Below are 15,576 nucleotides of genomic sequence, written 5' to 3' on the forward strand. Positions count from 1 at the left end.
GCAGCATGGCTGCCGCACGGAAAAATGGCGGGCTGATCAGCCCAGCTCGGCGACCAGCTGGGCCAGCGCAGCAGCCGGGTCGGCGGCCTGGCTGATCGGCCGGCCGATCACCAGGTAATCGGAACCGGCATCCAGTGCCTGCCGTGGGGTGAGAATACGCCGCTGATCATCCTGCGCGCTGCCGGCCGGGCGAATACCTGGCGTCACCAGTTGCAGCGCCGGTTGCGCAGCCTTGAGGGCCGGCGCTTCGAGTGCCGAACAGACCAGGCCGTCCATGCCGGCCTTTTGCGCCAGGGCGGCCAGGCGCAATACCTGCTCCTGGGGCTCGATATCCAGGCCGATACCGGCCAGATCCTCGCGTTCCATGCTGGTCAGCACGGTCACCCCGATCAGCAGCGGTACCTGGCCGTTGAAGGTATCCAGCACCTCGCGGCAGGCGCTCATCATGCGCAGCCCGCCGGAGCAGTGCACGTTGACCATCCACACGCCCATCTCCGCAGCAGCCTTGACGGCCATGGCCGTGGTATTGGGGATGTCGTGGAATTTCAGGTCGAGAAACACCTCGAAGCCACGGTCACGCAAGGTGGCGACGATGTCAGAAGCACAGCTGGTGAACAGCTCCTTGCCGACCTTGACTCGGCACAACCTGGGATCGAGCTGGTCGGCCAGGGCAAGCGCCGCCTCCCGGGTCGGGAAATCCAGGGCAACGATGATTGGGGTCTGACACGCGGACATGAGCAACTCTCGAGCAGAAAATTCGGCGCGCATTGTAGCGCAAGCGATTGCCGATGGGGGTTGCAACGACGGCTGGGCCAGGGCCTGTTAACACCGGTGCGCAAGCTGCGCCGCCAGCCGTACGCCTTCGCCACGCTGACAGGCGATGCGGATGGCACTCAAGCCCAGCCAGTCGGCCAGGCGCCTTACCGCGCCGGCCAGTGCCGTGATGCCGTCCTCGTTCAATCCGGGGGATTCCTCGTGCACCGCATGGATCGCCAGGCATCCCTGGCTGCGCTCGGCGCGTACGTCCAGCCGCGCGACGATCCGCTCGCCGAACAAAAACGGCAGCACGTAATAGCCATACACCCGCTTGTGCTGTGGCGTGTAGATCTCCAGCCGATAGCGAAAATCGAACAACCGCTCGGTGCGTGAGCGCTCCCAGATCAGCGAGTCGAATGGCGACAGCAGCGTGCAGGCAGCAACCCGGCGCGGCACCCTCAGGGGCGCAACACAATACGCCGGCTGCGCCCAGCCCTGCACGTGGGCAGGGCTCAGCGCGCCCTCCTCGAGCAGCTCCTGCAACCGTGCGCGGCAGTCGCCCGGCTGCAGACGAAAGTAATCGCGCAGGTCTCGCTCGGTCGCCACCCCCAGCGCCCTGGCCGCCTGCAGCACCAGCGAGCGCTGCGCATCGGCCTCGTCAGGCTGCTGCGCCAGCAGGGAGGCCGGTAGCACCCGCTCCGGCAGATCGTACAAGCGTTCAAAGCCGCGGCGCCCGGCGACCGTCACTTCGCCAGCCGCGAACAACCATTCCAGCGCCTGCTTTTGCGCAGTCCATCCCCACCAGGGGCTGCTGCGCGGGCGTTCCTCGGCCAGGCTGCCGGCGCCCAGTGCACCGCGCTCAGTGACCGCCTGCAGCACCTCGCGAATCAGCGGCTGCTGCTCGCACCCGAATGCTGCCAGCCCCTTGTAGATGCCACGCCCCTGCTTGGCTCGCTGCATGCGCCAGCGCAGTAACGGGTAGTAGTCGAACGGCAGCAGAGAGGCCTCGTGGCCCCAGTATTCGAACAGCGTGCGCTGCCGCCCCTGGCTCCAGGCGGCCTGCTGCAACAACTGCGGATCGTAGTGACCGAGGCGGGAATACAGCGGCAGGTAATGGGCGCGCACCACCGCGTTCACCGAGTCGATCTGCAGCAGGCCGAGCCGCTCGATCACCCCATTGACCGCACGGCTGCCAGGCGCCCCTGATCGCGGGCGCTGCGCGAACCCTTGAGCGGCAAGTACCGCACGTCGTGCCTGGGCGGCAGACAAGCTGATGATGGTCGACATGGCGGCACCAACGATGGGGGGGAAAATACGCTAACCCATCGCGCTGAATCGACCAACCACCGTGGGCCGCCTATTTGCGCAGCGGGTCATCCCAGAACGGCCGCTGGACCTCGCTGAACACCTCACTGCGATTCAGCCCCAGGTCTTTCAAAGCGGCGTCGTTGAGTGATGCCAGCAGTTGACGCTCATGCGCCAGCTGCCGCCAACGGCGCACCCGCGCCACACACTTTTTGAACCAACCGATGAAACGCCGGGGCTGCCGCTGCACGGCCAGTTCGACACCTACCTGATGATCCATCTTTTCTTCCTCCTGAAGGGATGGATTCAGTGTCGGACCGGGGATAAGATCAATCCAACGAATGTTTCTTATGCGATGCATCTCGGAGATTGATGAATGGCGCAGTACCCCAACATCGACAGCGAACTGCTGCGCACCTTTGTCGCGATAGCCGATTACGGTGGCTTCACCCGGGCCGCCGATGCGGTCAACCGCACCCAGTCGGCGGTGAGCATGCAGATGAAGCGCCTCGAGGAAGATGTGGTCGGCCGGCCACTGTTTCAGCGCGAGGGCCGCCAGCTCACCCTGACCGCCGAGGGCGAAATACTGCTGGGCTATGCCAGACGCATTCTTCAACTCCACACCGAGGCGCTGAACATCCTGTGCCAACCCGACATGGTCGGCACCCTGCGCATCGGCACGCCGGATGACTATGTGATGCGTTTCATGCAGGGCATCCTGATCCGTTTCGCCCAGGCCTACCCGCTGGTGCAGGTGGAACTGCACTGCGAACCGTCGTTCGCTCTGCTGCAGCGCCGCGATCTGGATCTGACCATCGTCACGCGCGAGCCCGGCTCGGAGATCGGCGAGTTGCTGCGCCAGGAGCATCTGGTCTGGGCCCAGGCGTCGGCGGCCAAGCTGCATGAGGCCGATCCGCTGCCGTTGGCGATGTTCAACAACCAGTGTTTTTGCCGCACCTGGGCCTGCAATGCACTGGATGCGCAGTCGCGTAGCTACCGTATTGCCTACAGTAGCCCGAGCCTGTCGGCGATCATGGCGGCGGTCAGCGCCGGGCTGGCGATCACCGCCCAGCTGCGCAGCCTGATCACCGCCGACCTGCGCATTCTCGGCGACGCCGAGGGCATGCCGGAACTGCCCATGGCCAGCGTGATGCTGCTGCGCAACGAGCGCACCCGTTCGCCGGCCAGCGAGGTGCTGGCCGAGCAGATTATCGAAGGCTTCAGGCTTTGAGGCCGAGCGCTACCGCACAGGCCAGCAAAAAGGCGGTGAACAGCATGCGTAACAGGCGCTCGGGCAGCGCGTGAGCCAGGCGCACACCCCAGCTGATGCTGAGCAAACCACCTATCGCCAGCGGCAAGGCCAGCGCCCAGTTGACGTGGCCGTGCATGGCATAGGTCACCAGGGTCACGCCGGTACTGGGCGCCGCCAAGGCCAGTGACAGGCCTTGTGCCACCACCTGCGAGGTGCCGAATACGCTGGTCAGGATGGGCGTGGCGATCACTGCGCCACCCACGCCGAACAGACCACCGAGCATCCCTGCGCCACTGCCCAGCACCGCCAGCCAGGGCCAGGGGTGGCGCAGTTCGCCGCTCGCGGTGGGTGGTCGCAGCCACATGCGCAGCAAGTTATAGAAGGCCAGGGCAACCAGAAACGCGACGAACGCCAGGCGCATCGCCTCCGGATCGAGGTTGACCGCCCAACCCGCGCCAAGCAGCGCGAACACAAAGCTGCTGAGCGCCAGCGCCAGCGCGTAGCGCAGATCGATGCGGTTGCGCTGGTGATAGCGCCACAGCGCCAGCAGCACGTTGGGCACCACCATCACCAGCGCAGTGCCCTGGGCGAGCTGCTGATCCAGCCCGAACAGCACGCCCAGGGCCGGAATCGCGATCAGCCCGCCGCCAATTCCGAACAGCCCACCAAGGGTACCGAGGGCCAGGCCGAGCAGGATATTCAGGGCAAACGCGAGCAGATCCATGGTGCATCTCGTGCAAACAGGGTGAGCGCATGCTACCTGTCGCTGGCTGGATGGGTAACGCACAGCCCGGCATAATGGCTGTGCGACGAACGCATAGCGAGCCCTGCATGAACCCCGATGCCCTGACCGATCAACTCAGCCTGTTTCTCGATGTACTGGAGAGCGGCAGCTTTTCCGCCGCTGCGCGCCTGCATCCGCTCACGCCATCGGCTGTTTCGCGGCGCATCGACGCCCTGGAACGCTCCCTCGACTGCAGCCTGTTCAGCCGCAGTACCCATGCGGTGCGGGCCACCCCGGCCGGGCTGGCCTTCGCCGAGCGGGCCAGGCGAATTCTCGCCGAACTGCACCTGGCACGCGCCGAGGCGGTGTCGTTGAGCAGCGCCCCGGAGGGACTGATCCGTATCGACGCCCCCGCTCCGTTCGGCCGTCGTCACCTGGCGCCGGCGATTGCCGACTTTCTCACCGCCTACCCGGGGCTGGACGTACAACTGCGGCTGATCGACAGTTTTATCGACCTGCATGGCGCGCACCTGGGTGAAGTGGACCTGGTGCTGCGCATTGGCCCCCTGGCCGACACGCGCCTGGTGGCCACGCCACTGTCACCGATGATTCGCGTGGTGTGTGCCAGCCCTGCCTACTTGGAGCGCCATGGCGTGCCGCGCACGCCTGCCGAGCTGCTGGAGCATGACGGCCTGGATTGGGATGGCCTGGCACCCGCCTATGCCTGGCGCTTCGAGAGCCAGGGCAAGCTCGCGGTGTACCGCCCTCGCCGCCTGCGGATGACCGCCAACAATGCCGAAACCCTGGTGTTCAGCGTGCTGGCGGGCCTGGGCGTGGCTCACCTGCCGACCTGGCTGGTCAGCGAATACCTGGTGCGCAGCGAGCTGGTGGCGCTGTTCTGCGACAACGGCCTGCCGGCGCCGGAGCCCAGCGGCATCTACGCGCTGCGCCTGCAGCGCGATACCGATTCACGCAGCCGCCTGCTGCTGGAATTCCTGAAGAATCGCTTCGGCCCGATACCGCCCTGGGATCTGCCGCTGCAAAGCGCCCTGCAGCGCGGCGCCGGCAACTGACCGAGCACAAATGAAAAACGCGGCCGAAGCCGCGTTTTTCATTGGCTCATAGCGCGGTCAGAAGAAGCCCAGCGGATTGATGTCGTAGCTGATCAGCAGGTTCTTGGTCTGCTGATAGTGGTCGAGCATCATCTTGTGGGTTTCGCGCCCGACCCCGGACTTCTTGTAGCCGCCAAAGGCAGCATGCGCCGGGTACAGGTGGTAGCAGTTGGTCCATACGCGGCCGGCCTTGATGCCACGGCCCATGCGGTAGGCGCGGTTGATGTCGCGCGTCCACACGCCGGCGCCCAGGCCGAACTCGGTGTCGTTGGCGATCGCCAGGGCTTCGGCTTCGTCCTTGAAGGTGGTCACGCCCACCACCGGGCCGAAGATCTCCTCCTGGAACACGCGCATCTTGTTGGTGCCCTTGAGCAGGGTCGGCTGGATGTAATAGCCGCCGGCCAGATCGCCTTCGAGTTTCTCGGTGGCGCCGCCGGCGAGCAGCTCGGCACCTTCCTGCTGGGCGATTTCCAGGTAGCTGAGGATCTTGTCGTACTGCTGCTGCGAGGCCTGGGCGCCGACCATGGTCTCGGTATCCAGCGGGTTGCCGCGCTTGATCGACTTGACCTTCTTCATCACCTCGACCATGAACGGCTCGAAGATCGACTCCTGCACCAACGCCCGCGATGGGCAGGTGCACACCTCGCCCTGGTTGAAGAAGGCCAGCACCAGGCCTTCGGCGGCCTTCTCGATAAACGCCGGCTCGGCCTGCATGATGTCTTCGAAGAACAGGTTCGGGCTCTTGCCGCCCAGCTCCACGGTGCTCGGGATGATGTTGGCGGCGGCGCATTTCATGATGTGCGAGCCGACCGGGGTGGAGCCGGTGAAGGCGATCTTGGCGATGCGCGTGCTGGTGGCCAGGGCCTCGCCGGCTTCGCGGCCAAAGCCCTGGACGATATTCAGCACGCCCGGCGGCAGCAGGTCGCCGACCAGTTCGGCGAATACGCTGATCGACAGCGGCGTCTGCTCGGCGGGTTTGAGCACCACGCAGTTGCCGGCCGCCAGGGCCGGCGCCAGCTTCCAGGCGGCCATCAGCAGCGGGAAGTTCCACGGGATGATCTGCCCGACCACGCCCAGCGGCTCGTGGAAGTGATAGGAGGCGGTGTGTTCGTTGATCTCCGCGGCAGTGCCTTCCTGGGCGCGGATGCAGCCGGCGAAGTAACGGAAGTGGTCGGCGGCCAGCGGCACGTCGGCGTTGAGCGTCTCGCGCACAGCCTTGCCGTTGTCCCAGGTTTCCGCCACGGCGAGCAGTTCGAGGTTGGCTTCGATACGGTCGGCGATCTTCAACAGGATCAGCGCGCGATCCTGCACCGACGTCTTGCCCCAGGCCTCGGCGGCGGCGTGGGCAGCATCCAGGGCCTTGTCGATGTCCTTGGCGTCGGAGCGCGGGAATTCGCCGATGGTCGAGGCATCCACCGGGCTGGTGTTGGTGAAGTACTGGCCACCCACCGGCGCGACGAACTCGCCGCCGATGTAGTTGCCGTAGCGCGCTTTCAAGGTAACGACGGCGCCTGCGCTACCGGGTTTGGCATAGATCATGGGAACGACCTCTTTATTGTGGGAGCCCTCTCTCTGAGGCGAGAGACAGCCCAGGGTTCGATTCTGCAATGTCGGCAGCCGCCTCCTCGTCGTCGTCACGCGGCGTGGCAGAGCCGGTGGCTGCCGAGCTGCTATCAGGGTAGACGCCTTCGCTGTTTTTCGCCGCTGGGCTTGTAAGCCAGGGTTGCAAGCTGATCACCAGCCCCCTACGGGAAGATTCCCTGAACGTTGCCAGCCCCTGGGCAGTCACCTGATCACAGGGCAACGACAAGGAGACGGACATGCACATATTCGGCAAATCGGCGCTGCTGCTCGCCGTCCTTTGCAGCGCTGGGGCACAGGCGGATGACGACGGGATGACCTTGCAGCAGCAACGCGACAGAATCGGCGAGGAGATGGTTCGCGAGCGCACCGGCACGCCACCGGCTGACAGCAATGGCACCGGCCAATCGAGCCCCGATCAACAGCAGCAACAGCAGACGCCGCGCAGCACCCTCAACTCGCCTGCCCGGCAGAATGGCGAGTCAGGCACAGGCACCAGGCGCCAACCCTCGGGTAGCACGCCTGCAAATGGCAGCCAGCCCGCTCCCGGCACGCAGGGTGGCTCAACAGCACCTGCCACGCCAGGAACCGGGGGTGGTAGTCAGGGCGTAGGCGGCGCCATCAGCCGCTAAGGCGAGAATCCGCCACTTAACCTCCCCCGACAGCGTATGGAAGGCGGAATTTCGCCAACCGGCAGGCACGATGCCGTGCGTGATATTGACGCAGCGCACTAGTTAGCCGGCTAATAGTTGCGTAGGCATGGATCTTGCCTTTCGAGGCAGCCTGCGACGAAACCACGCACATCAAGGTAAATACCCGGCGTTTCAAAAAATCACCGGGACTGATCGGTTTCGCAGAACGAAACCTGCCCGCATGCAACAGGCGCTGCCGCTCTATCACCCAGGGCGGTACCGAGGCCGGTCTTGCGGTCACGCAATTACATTACTGGAATGGTCTGTCTAATGAAGAAACTCCTGCTGTCCCTACTGTGCTTGAGCGCGCTCGGCTGCGCCAAGCAACCCGAACCGGAAAAATCCGTGGACGTCCTGCTGATCGGCGGGGGCATCATGAGTGCGAGCCTCGGCACCTACCTCAACGAGCTGGAGCCGAGCTGGAAAATCGACCTCTACGAGCGCCTGCCTCAGGTCGCCAGCGAAAGCTCCAACGCCTGGAACAACGCGGGCACCGGTCATTCGGCACTTGCCGAACTGAACTACACCCCGGAAAAGGCTGACGGCACCATCGACATCAGCAAGGCCGTGGCGATCAACGAGTCGTTCGAGATCTCCAAGCAGTTCTGGGCCTATCAGGTCGAACAGGGCGTGCTGAGCAATCCGAAGTCGTTCATCAACGACGTATCACACATGAGTTTCGTGTGGGGCGACAAGAACACCGAATTCCTCAAGAAACGCTACGACGCCCTGCAGCACAGCTCGCTGTTCCGCAACATGGAGTTCTCCAACGACCCTGAGCAGATCAAGGAGTGGGTTCCCCTGGTGATGGAAGGCCGCGAGCCCGGCCAGAAAATCGCCGCGACTCGGGTGCAGACCGGCACCGATGTCAACTTCGGTGAAATCACCAACCAGCTGCTGAACAACCTGTCGCAGAAAAAGGACGTGTTCAACGTCCATGTACAGCACGAAGTGCGTGATATCACCCGTGCCGACGACGGCACCTGGAACGTCACCGTGGCCGACCTGGCCAATGGCGACAAGCTGAGCACCGTGAATGCCAAGTTCGTGTTCATCGGTGCTGGCGGCGGCGCCCTCAAGCTGCTGCAGAAATCCGGCATTCCGGAAGCAGAAGGCTACGCCGGCTTCCCGGTTGGTGGCTCGTTCCTGGTTACCCGCAACCCGGAAATCGCCGCCAGGCACCAGGCCAAGGTCTACGGCATGGCTTCCGTCGGCTCGCCACCCATGTCGGTTCCGCACCTGGATACCCGCGTGATCGATGGCGAAAAAGTCATCCTGTTCGGGCCATTCGCCACCTTCTCCACCAAGTACCTGAAGAACGGCTCGCTGCTGGACATGTTCGGCACCATCACCACCCACAACATCTCGCCGATGGTCAATGCGGGTATCGACAACTTCTCGCTCAGCACCTACCTGATCGGCCAGCTGATGCTCAGCCAGGAAGACCGCATGCACTCGCTGCGTGAATACTTCCCCGAAGCGCAGGACAAGGACTGGGAACTGATCCAGGCCGGCCAGCGCGTGCAGATCATCAAGAAGGATCCCGAGAAGGGTGGCATCCTGCAGTTCGGCACCGAAGTGGTCAGCTCCGAAGATGGTTCCATCGCCGCGCTGCTGGGCGCCTCGCCAGGTGCCTCCACTGCCGCGCCGATCATGCTCCACCTGATGGAGCGCACCTTCAAGGACAAGATCAACACGCCAGAGTGGCAGGCCAAGCTGAAGGAGATCATCCCCTCCTACGGCCAGACCCTGAACAACAACCTGGAGCTGACCAACAAGACCCGCGCCTGGAGCAGCGAGCGTCTGCAGCTCAACTTCGTCGAGATCAAGCCGGAGCAGCCGCAGGGCGAGCCAGCCCCGCAGGCCGAGGCTCAAGCCGAAACGCTGTAAGGCCTATCAGCAGGCGCCCCCACGCAGGGCGCCGTGCGCAAACGAAAAAACGGCCCACAGGGGCCGTTTTTTTATGTGCCGCTCTCAAGGCTGTCAGGCCGGCTGAGCTGCCTTGCCATTGGCGACGAAACGCAGCATCCACTCACCCACGGTGCGGCCGTGATGATCCTCATGCAGGGTGTCGACCGCTGCCCGGTAGGTGGGCTCGCCAATGTGCTGCTGGCGGATGTCCAGCAACGCCCGGGAATACTCGGGCACGAACTCGGGGTGGCCCTGGAAGCACAGCACCTGATCACCGATGCGATAGGCCGCATGGGCACAAAACGGACTGGTGGCCAGCAGCGTGGCATTTTCCGGCAGCCGGGTAACCTGATCCTGGTGGCTGATCAACAGCGTCAGTTCATCCAGTGCCGGGGTCATCCAGTCAGGCTGTTCGGTCAGCTGATAGCGATGAATGCCCACGCCCCACCCGCCACTGGCGCGCTCGGCCCTGCCGCCGAGCAGCAGCGCCAGCAATTGATGACCAAAGCAGATGCCCAGCAGCTTGTCGCCCGCCTGGTAACGTTCCAGCAGGTAGGCCTTGAGCGTCTCGATCCAGGGATCATTGGCGAACGAATCGGCCTTGCTGCCGGTGACCAGGTACGCATCGAAACGGGCATCGGCGGGCGGATAATCGCCCTGCATCACGTTGAATACCTGGAAGCTGGCAGCGATCGCCTGGCCAGCGAAGAGACGTTCGAACATCTTGCCGTAGCCCTGGTACTGGTCGACCAGCTCGGGGCGCAGGATGTCGGTTTCCAGAATGCAGATCTGCAGCAACATGGCGGTACCTGAAAAATAACGAAGCCGTCAAAGCGTGCCTTGGCTGTTGCGGCAACGCAAGAGGCATGCCGCTGTTCGTCATCAGCCGTTTCGATAGCCGTCATACGCAACATTTACTTCAGCGCTCGCGCCAGCCCATCGATGATGGCGTCATCGGCCTCCCGGCTACTGACGAGCGCAGCCTCATGCACAGCCAAACCATTCGCTACGCACGCAACGGCGCGCTCGGCGCCATCGCCCTTTACCTGGCGATTGCCCTGCCCTTGCTGGCGGTGAGCATGCAGCACACCTCCCAGCCTGCGCCAACGGTGAGCGACGCGGCGCCGGTTGCACCGGGCCGGGGCAGTTTTAGCTGAACCTGAAGCGAAGCGCCGGACTCCAACAGGAAGTGCCTGAATACGGGCGCGATCTTCCTAAACAGTAAAGGAGTTCCACGATGCTCAAGAAGACCCTGACTGCCCTTACCGCCGCTGCCGCCATGAGCGCTGGCCTCGCCATGGCCGATCGCCCGGGCGCCGACTGGATCAGCATCGAGCAAGCGCTGAGCAGCGCCAAGCAGGCTGGCTTCACCCAGATCCACAAGATCGAGGCAGACGACGCCGGTTACTGGGAAGGCGAAGGCACCAAACAGGACAATCGCCTCTACGAATTCCGCGTGGATGGCAAGAGCGGCAAGGTCATTCGCGAGCAGCTGGACAACTGATCGATCCAGCCCAGGGTCTGTTGGCGTTTCAACGCGAACCGCGTGCGAAACCTCGGCAGCCCTCGAAACCGGCCCAAGCGGCCGGTTTTTTTGAGCCGTAAAAAAGTTCGGATGAGCGGTCATTGGTCAACGGTAATGCGTCGCAGGCCGTGTAGCGTCTGGCGCCGGGGTTATGCAGAAGTGGCAAAGGGTTCCATATCCTTGCAGGTACTGTTTTGCACCCCTTTAGAAACAAGCGATCTAAAAAACTATGCCGCGCCCTCTACAGTCAATACATATGCCGTCGGGTTTTGCCGAGGCACTGGGGACGAAGCGGTAAGCACGGCCCATCACAACAATCAAAAAGGCGAACGGCCATGTTCAAGAAACCGAAATTCCGCCAGGCGGGGCTGATTCTCTTTGCCACCGCCGTCTTGCTGATTCTCCCCAATCTGAGCCGAATGGTCGGTTGAGGCCGATCAGTTGACCCGTGGCATCCACCACGCCAGGATCAGCGGCAACCAAACGATCGCCAGCAGCGTCGAGCACATCACCAGGCTCGCGACCTGTTCGGGTGAGCGATTGGCACGCACCGCGAACAGATAATTGAACACCGCCACCGGCATGGCCGACTGCACCACCAGCACAGCGTGGGTCAGCGGTTCCAGCCCCATCGCCGCACCAATGCCCCAGCCAACGGCCGCGCCCAAGAATATCCGCAGCGCGCCCAGCACCAGCCCGGACCCCAGGTGATGCAGGCGAATGCTGGCCAGCGAAACACCCAGGGTCAGCAGCATCAACGGAATGGTCATGCCACCCAGCAAACCGACGGTATTGGCCAGCCAGCGCGGCAGTTGCAGATCCATGAAGATCATCGGCAACGCCAGCAACAGGCTGATCAGAATCGGATTGCGTAACAAATCCCTGATCGACGCTGCATTGCCCGACAAGGCGATACCAACGCTGAACTGCATGATCGACAGCGTCAGGAAGAATGCCACGGCCAGCGCCAGGCCATGCTCGCCAAAGGCATACAGACTGATGGGCAGGCCCATGTTGCCGGTATTGGGGAACAGGAACGCCGGCACCAGCACCTTCCACTGCTGGCGGAACAGGCGGCTGAACAGCACGCCGAACAACCCCATGCAGGCCGTCACCAGTACGCAGCCCAGTGCCATGCTGGTAAATGCCTGCGGATCGATATCGGCACGGCTGAGGGTCGCCAGCACCAGGCTCGGCGTACCGATGGTCAATACCAGCCGAGCGATGAATTCGGTGGGGTAATGCTGGCCGCTACGGGCCCACGCATAGCCGATGCCGGAGACGATGATCACCGGCGCCAGTACAGCAAACAACTCGGCCAGCATGGCCTCTTCCTTCAGACGAAACGGCCATGCTAGGGGCGATCACCCGCTGATCGCAAGCCATGCCGGGATGAATGGGCGTCTCGATCAGGCAAGGACCATCCACCGCCCTCGCTCCTCACTGCGCCTGCACCTGGATCAAGGGTTCGACATCGACCCTCGCCATCAGCCGCTCACAGCCGCCGCCACGGCGCATGCCGCGTACCGGGCAGGCGTCCAGATAATCCAGGCCGATGGCCAATTTGAGATGGCGCTCGGGCCTGGACAGGCAGTTGGTCACGTCAAAGCTGTACCAGCCGTCATCCAGCCAGGCCTCGGCCCAGGCGTGGCTGGCCAGGTGATCCCGACTGTCGGTAACCAGATAGCCAGACACGTAGCGCGCCGGGATACCCAGGCTGCGCGCGCAGGCGAGGAAGGCGTGGGCATGATCCTGACAAACCCCCTGGCGCCCGGCGAAGGCTTCCGCCGCGCTGGTTTCCACCGCGGTGATACCGGGCTGGTAGCGAATGTGATCGTTGAGGCCGTGCATCAGATCGATCAGCGCAGTGCGATCTCGGCGCTGGGCGCATTGTTTCCAGGCGAAGTCGCGCAGCGCCGCATCCGCCTCGGTCAGGCGGGTGAACCGCAGGAATGGCAGCGCCGACAGGCTGTCGTGCTCGGCATCGCTGAATTCATCGATCTCGACCTGCCCCTCGGCGCCGATGATGATCGATTCATGGGGTTCGTCCAGCGTCAGCACGTGCAGAATATTGCCGTAAGGGTCGAGCTGCGCGCGAACCGGGCGTGGCAGATCCAACTGCCAGCTGAGGATCTGCTGGTGCGGGCTGTCATGCGGTGTGAGGCGCAGGTACTGGATGCTGGCACGCACCTGATCATCGTAGTGATAGGTGGTGTTGTGACGGATGGACAGTCTCATGCGACCTCCAGATAGGACGTGTGGATGGCGCCGCCAAGTAGGTGGATCTGCTCGATGAAATCGGTCAGCCAGGCGTGCAACCCCTCTTCCAGCACCTCATCGATATGGGTGTAACGTAGCCGCGCATTGAGCTCGGCAGCCAGGCGCTGGGCCGGGCGACCACTGTCGCCAGGCAGGCCATCGAGCATCTGGTAGAGCTCATCCATGCAGGCACTCAACGAACGCGGCACCTCGCGGCGCAGCAGCAACAACTCGGAGACCTTGCGGGCGCCAGGCGAGCCACGGTAAACCTCGGCGAACGCCTCGAACGAGGACAGCGCCCGTAGCAAGGCGCTCCACTGGTAGTAGCTGTGGGCCGGTCGACCGTCGAGATCGTCGACATCCTCGCCGAGCAGCTCGTAGCGTGCGTCGAGCAGGCGCAAGGTGTTGTCGGCACGCTCGAGAAAGGTGCCCAGGCGGATGAACCGGTAGGCCTCGCCACGCACGATGGTGCCGAAGGTCGCGCCGCGAAACAGGTGGGAGCGCTCCTTGACCCATTCACAGAAGCGGCTGATGCCGTAGCGGCCCAGCCCCTGCTCGGCGATGCTGCGGATTTCCAGCCAGGTGGCGTTGATGTTCTCCCACATGTCCGCGGTGATGCGCCCGCGTACGGCATGGGCGTTACTGCGTGCAGCCCCCAGGCAGCTGTAGATGCTCGCCGGGTTCTGGGCGTCCAGGGCGAAGAAATGCAGGATGCGCTCGGCATGCAACGCACCGTGGCGCTGCTGGTACTCCTCCAGCGTGCCGGTAATCAGCAGCGGCATGGCCAGTTCATCGAGGCCGTCACGGCGCCCGTCCTGGGGCATCAGCGACAGCGAATAGCTGACCTCCAGCATGCGCGCCAGGTTTTCCGCGCGCTCCAGATAGCGGGACATCCAGTACAGATCGGAGGCAGTTCTCGATAGCATAGTCAGTCCTCCACCACCCAGGTGTCCTTGGTACCGCCGCCCTGCGACGAGTTGACCACCAGCGAACCCTCGCGCAGCGCCACCCGGGTCAGCCCGCCCGGCACGATGCGAGTTTCCTTGCCGGACAGCACGAAAGGCCGCAGGTCGATATGCCGCGGCGCGATGCCGTTCTCGACGAAGGTCGGGCACGTCGACAGGCACAGCGTCGGCTGCGCGATGTAGGCATCGGGCTTGGCAATCAGGCGCAGGCGGAACGCCTCGATCTCGGCGTTGCTGGCTGCCGGCCCGACGAGCATGCCGTAGCCACCGGAACCCTGGGTTTCCTTGACCACCAGATCCTTGAGGTTGGCCAGCACGTGGGACAGTTCGCTGGGCTTGCGGCATTGCCAGGTCGGCACGTTCTTGAGAATCGGCTCTTCGGCCAGGTAGAAGCGGATCATCTCGCCGACGTAGGGGTAGATCGACTTGTCGTCCGCCACCCCGGTGCCAATGGCGTTGGCCAGCACCACGTTGCCGGAACGGTAGGTGGACAGCAGCCCGGGTACGCCGAGCATGGAATCAGGGTTGAACGCCAGCGGGTCGAGAAAGGCGTCGTCCAGCCGGCGATACACCACGTCGACCTGCTTGGCGCCTGCGGTGGTGCGCATGAACAGCTTGTCGTCACGCACGAACAGATCGGCGCCCTCCACCAGTTCGACGCCCATTTCTCGCGCCAGAAACGCGTGCTCGAAGTAGGCGCTGTTGAAGCGCCCGGGAGTCAGCACCACCACCGTCGGGTTGTCGAGCGGGCTGGAGGTCTTCAGGGTATCGAGCAGCAGGTTGGGGTAATGATCGATAGGCGCGATGCGCTGATTGGCGAACAGCTCGGGAAACAGGCGCATCATCATCTTGCGGTCTTCGAGCATGTAGCTCACCCCGCTGGGCGTGCGCAGGTTGTCCTCGAGTACGTAATAGGTGCCGTCGCCATCGCGCACCAGATCGACGCCGGCGATGTGTGCATACAGGTCGCGGTGCAGATCGAGGCCCTGCATGGCGAGCTGGTAGCCTTCGTTGGCCAGCACCTGCTCGGCAGGTATCAGCCCGGCCTTGATGATGCGCTGGTCATGATAGAGGTCGGCAAGAAACAGGTTCAGCGCCTGCACCCGCTGGATGCAGCCACGCTCGACCATGCGCCATTCACTGGCCGGAATGCTGCGCGGGATGATGTCGAAGGGAATCAGCCGCTCGGTGCCCTGGGCGTCGCCATACAGGGTGAAGGTGATGCCGGCGCGGTGAAAGAGAAGATCCGCCTCGCGGCGACGCTGATCCAGCAGGTCCTTGGGGGTGCCCTGCAGCCAACGAGAAAAGGCCTGGTAATGGGGGCGGCAGGCGCCATCCGGCAGATGCATCTCGTCGTAAAAGGTGCGGGTCATGCTCTACTCCTTGCAGCCCAGTTCAGCCCGTACGCTGCAAGCGCCGAGCCATCGGTATTATTCCTTTAATATCAATTACTTATTTTTTTAACGAAACCGCATTGCACCATCATGAAGCACA

Annotated in this window: 16 protein-coding genes; 5 read left to right on the forward strand and 11 right to left on the reverse strand. The window is 63.6% G+C overall.

The annotated features are described in order from the left end of the window. Positions 1–36 precede the first annotated feature (36 nt). The 3 genes from pyrF to QYS36_RS20890 form a co-directional block, all read right to left on the reverse strand. A complete protein-coding gene (gene pyrF / locus QYS36_RS20880) occupies positions 37–735 on the reverse strand; it encodes an orotidine-5'-phosphate decarboxylase (RefSeq protein WP_308841270.1) in 699 nt (232 codons plus the stop codon). Positions 736–822: 87 nt separating this feature from the next. Further along, complete coding sequence (locus QYS36_RS20885) at positions 823–2,043, reverse strand: DNA glycosylase AlkZ-like family protein (protein ID WP_308841271.1); 1,221 nt, start codon at positions 2,041–2,043, stop codon at positions 823–825. 70 nt (positions 2,044–2,113) lie between these two features. Next, positions 2,114–2,341 carry a DUF1127 domain-containing protein gene (locus QYS36_RS20890; protein WP_308841272.1) on the reverse strand — a complete coding sequence of 76 codons (228 nt, stop codon included), beginning with the start codon at positions 2,339–2,341 and terminating at the stop codon, positions 2,114–2,116. 96 nt (positions 2,342–2,437) lie between these two features. On the opposite strand from QYS36_RS20890, the gene QYS36_RS20895 reads away from it, so the two are divergent. Beyond that, positions 2,438–3,292, forward strand: a complete 855-nt coding sequence (locus QYS36_RS20895; protein WP_308841273.1) for a LysR substrate-binding domain-containing protein — start codon at positions 2,438–2,440, stop codon at positions 3,290–3,292. Here the strand turns inward: QYS36_RS20895 and QYS36_RS20900 are convergent. Beyond that, the gene (locus QYS36_RS20900) at positions 3,282–4,037 is read right to left on the reverse strand and encodes a sulfite exporter TauE/SafE family protein (RefSeq protein WP_308841274.1); all 756 of its coding nucleotides are present in this window, start codon (positions 4,035–4,037) and stop codon (positions 3,282–3,284) included. The genes QYS36_RS20895 and QYS36_RS20900 overlap by 11 nt on opposite strands. A 107-nt stretch (positions 4,038–4,144) precedes the next feature. Here QYS36_RS20900 and QYS36_RS20905 point away from each other — a divergent pair, with 107 nt between their 5' ends. Continuing rightward, on the forward strand, positions 4,145–5,110 hold the full coding sequence (locus QYS36_RS20905) for a LysR family transcriptional regulator (RefSeq protein WP_308841275.1): 966 nt from the start codon (positions 4,145–4,147) through the stop codon (positions 5,108–5,110). 57 nt (positions 5,111–5,167) lie between these two features. On the opposite strand, the gene QYS36_RS20910 is transcribed toward QYS36_RS20905, so the two are convergent. Next, on the reverse strand, positions 5,168–6,688 hold the full coding sequence (locus QYS36_RS20910) for an aldehyde dehydrogenase family protein (protein WP_308841276.1): 1,521 nt from the start codon (positions 6,686–6,688) through the stop codon (positions 5,168–5,170). A gap of 254 nt (positions 6,689–6,942) precedes the next feature. After that, positions 6,943–7,161, reverse strand: a complete 219-nt coding sequence (locus QYS36_RS20915) for a hypothetical protein (protein ID WP_308841277.1) — start codon at positions 7,159–7,161, stop codon at positions 6,943–6,945. Between the two features lie 531 nt (positions 7,162–7,692). Here QYS36_RS20915 and mqo point away from each other — a divergent pair. Beyond that, positions 7,693–9,312 carry a malate dehydrogenase (quinone) gene (gene mqo / locus QYS36_RS20920; RefSeq protein WP_308841278.1) on the forward strand — a complete coding sequence of 540 codons (1,620 nt, stop codon included), beginning with the start codon at positions 7,693–7,695 and terminating at the stop codon, positions 9,310–9,312. Positions 9,313–9,405: 93 nt separating this feature from the next. Here the strand turns inward: mqo and QYS36_RS20925 are convergent, their stop codons facing one another. Next, positions 9,406–10,134, reverse strand: coding sequence for an amidotransferase (locus QYS36_RS20925; protein WP_308841279.1), 729 nt, complete (start codon positions 10,132–10,134; stop codon positions 9,406–9,408). 65 nt (positions 10,135–10,199) lie between these two features. Here QYS36_RS20925 and QYS36_RS20930 point away from each other — a divergent pair, with 65 nt between their 5' ends. Together QYS36_RS20930 and QYS36_RS20935 are read left to right on the forward strand one after the other, a co-directional pair. Continuing rightward, the gene (locus QYS36_RS20930) at positions 10,200–10,490 is read left to right on the forward strand and encodes a hypothetical protein (protein ID WP_308841280.1); all 291 of its coding nucleotides are present in this window, start codon (positions 10,200–10,202) and stop codon (positions 10,488–10,490) included. Between the two features lie 80 nt (positions 10,491–10,570). Then, the gene (locus QYS36_RS20935; protein ID WP_070886212.1) at positions 10,571–10,837 is read left to right on the forward strand and encodes a PepSY domain-containing protein; all 267 of its coding nucleotides are present in this window, start codon (positions 10,571–10,573) and stop codon (positions 10,835–10,837) included. 458 nt (positions 10,838–11,295) lie between these two features. Here the strand turns inward: QYS36_RS20935 and QYS36_RS20940 are convergent, their stop codons facing one another. The 4 genes from QYS36_RS20940 to QYS36_RS20955 all read right to left on the reverse strand — a co-directional run bounded on the left by QYS36_RS20940 (position 11,296) and on the right by QYS36_RS20955 (position 15,455). Then, complete coding sequence (locus QYS36_RS20940; protein ID WP_308841281.1) at positions 11,296–12,183, reverse strand: AEC family transporter; 888 nt, start codon at positions 12,181–12,183, stop codon at positions 11,296–11,298. Positions 12,184–12,298: 115 nt separating this feature from the next. Further along, positions 12,299–13,096, reverse strand: coding sequence for a transglutaminase family protein (locus QYS36_RS20945; RefSeq protein ID WP_192425887.1), 798 nt, complete (start codon positions 13,094–13,096; stop codon positions 12,299–12,301). Beyond that, positions 13,093–14,043: an alpha-E domain-containing protein gene (locus QYS36_RS20950; RefSeq protein ID WP_308841282.1), complete on the reverse strand. Its 951-nt coding sequence runs from the start codon at positions 14,041–14,043 to the stop codon at positions 13,093–13,095. The genes QYS36_RS20945 and QYS36_RS20950 overlap by 4 nt, the downstream gene beginning before the upstream one ends. Positions 14,044–14,045: 2 nt before the next feature. Beyond that, positions 14,046–15,455 carry a circularly permuted type 2 ATP-grasp protein gene (locus tag QYS36_RS20955; RefSeq protein ID WP_308841283.1) on the reverse strand — a complete coding sequence of 470 codons (1,410 nt, stop codon included), beginning with the start codon at positions 15,453–15,455 and terminating at the stop codon, positions 14,046–14,048. Between the last annotated feature and the right edge of the window lie 121 nt (positions 15,456–15,576).

The organism is Pseudomonas sp. G34, from assembly GCF_031119625.1.
In the GTDB taxonomy this organism is placed as follows: Bacteria; Pseudomonadota; Gammaproteobacteria; order Pseudomonadales; family Pseudomonadaceae; genus Aquipseudomonas.